Source organism: Chitinophaga sp. Ak27 (genome assembly GCF_012726295.1).
Taxonomy (GTDB): domain Bacteria; phylum Bacteroidota; class Bacteroidia; order Chitinophagales; family Chitinophagaceae; genus Chitinophaga.
Window position 1 is genome coordinate 1 of the sequence record NZ_JABAOB010000028.1, and the last position, 464, is coordinate 464.

Below are 464 nucleotides of genomic sequence, written 5' to 3' on the forward strand. Positions count from 1 at the left end.
GCCTGGTTGCGCAATACGCCATTATACGAAATCCCTATCTTCTCATACCACTTAGGCTTACCTACCATTTCTTTTGGCTGAAAAGGATAGATGGTATTTACGGTGAAAGTCGCGTCCGGGAAGGAAATCGACACATCACGGGTGCTCAGGTTCTGTGAGTGGTTCAATCCCATCGTCAGGTTATAAGGCTTGCCTATCCAGCTTTTGGAGAAAGTGATAGAAGATCCGATGTTGTTATTTACACGGGTGTTATAGTCGTATACGTTATACCGGTTATAAGACGAGGTACCAAAGTTAACGGCTGCGCCAAAGTTTACACCCGGGCGGGCTTTGCTGTCCATGCTATGATTCCAGGTAACCCGGAAGTCTTTGGAGGTGCTGAACTCCGATTTTACCGCCGGATCTCCAAAACGGGTGTTGGCAAAGCTGAGGTTTAGTCCACCGTTGTATTTATACCTTTTCCG

General features: G+C 47.0%; 1 protein-coding gene. It reads right to left on the reverse strand.

Features of this window, described 5'->3' with window-relative positions; genetic code table 11:
- The coding region (locus HGH90_RS31485; protein WP_262888625.1) for a putative LPS assembly protein LptD at positions 1-464 on the reverse strand (464 nt) is incomplete at both ends.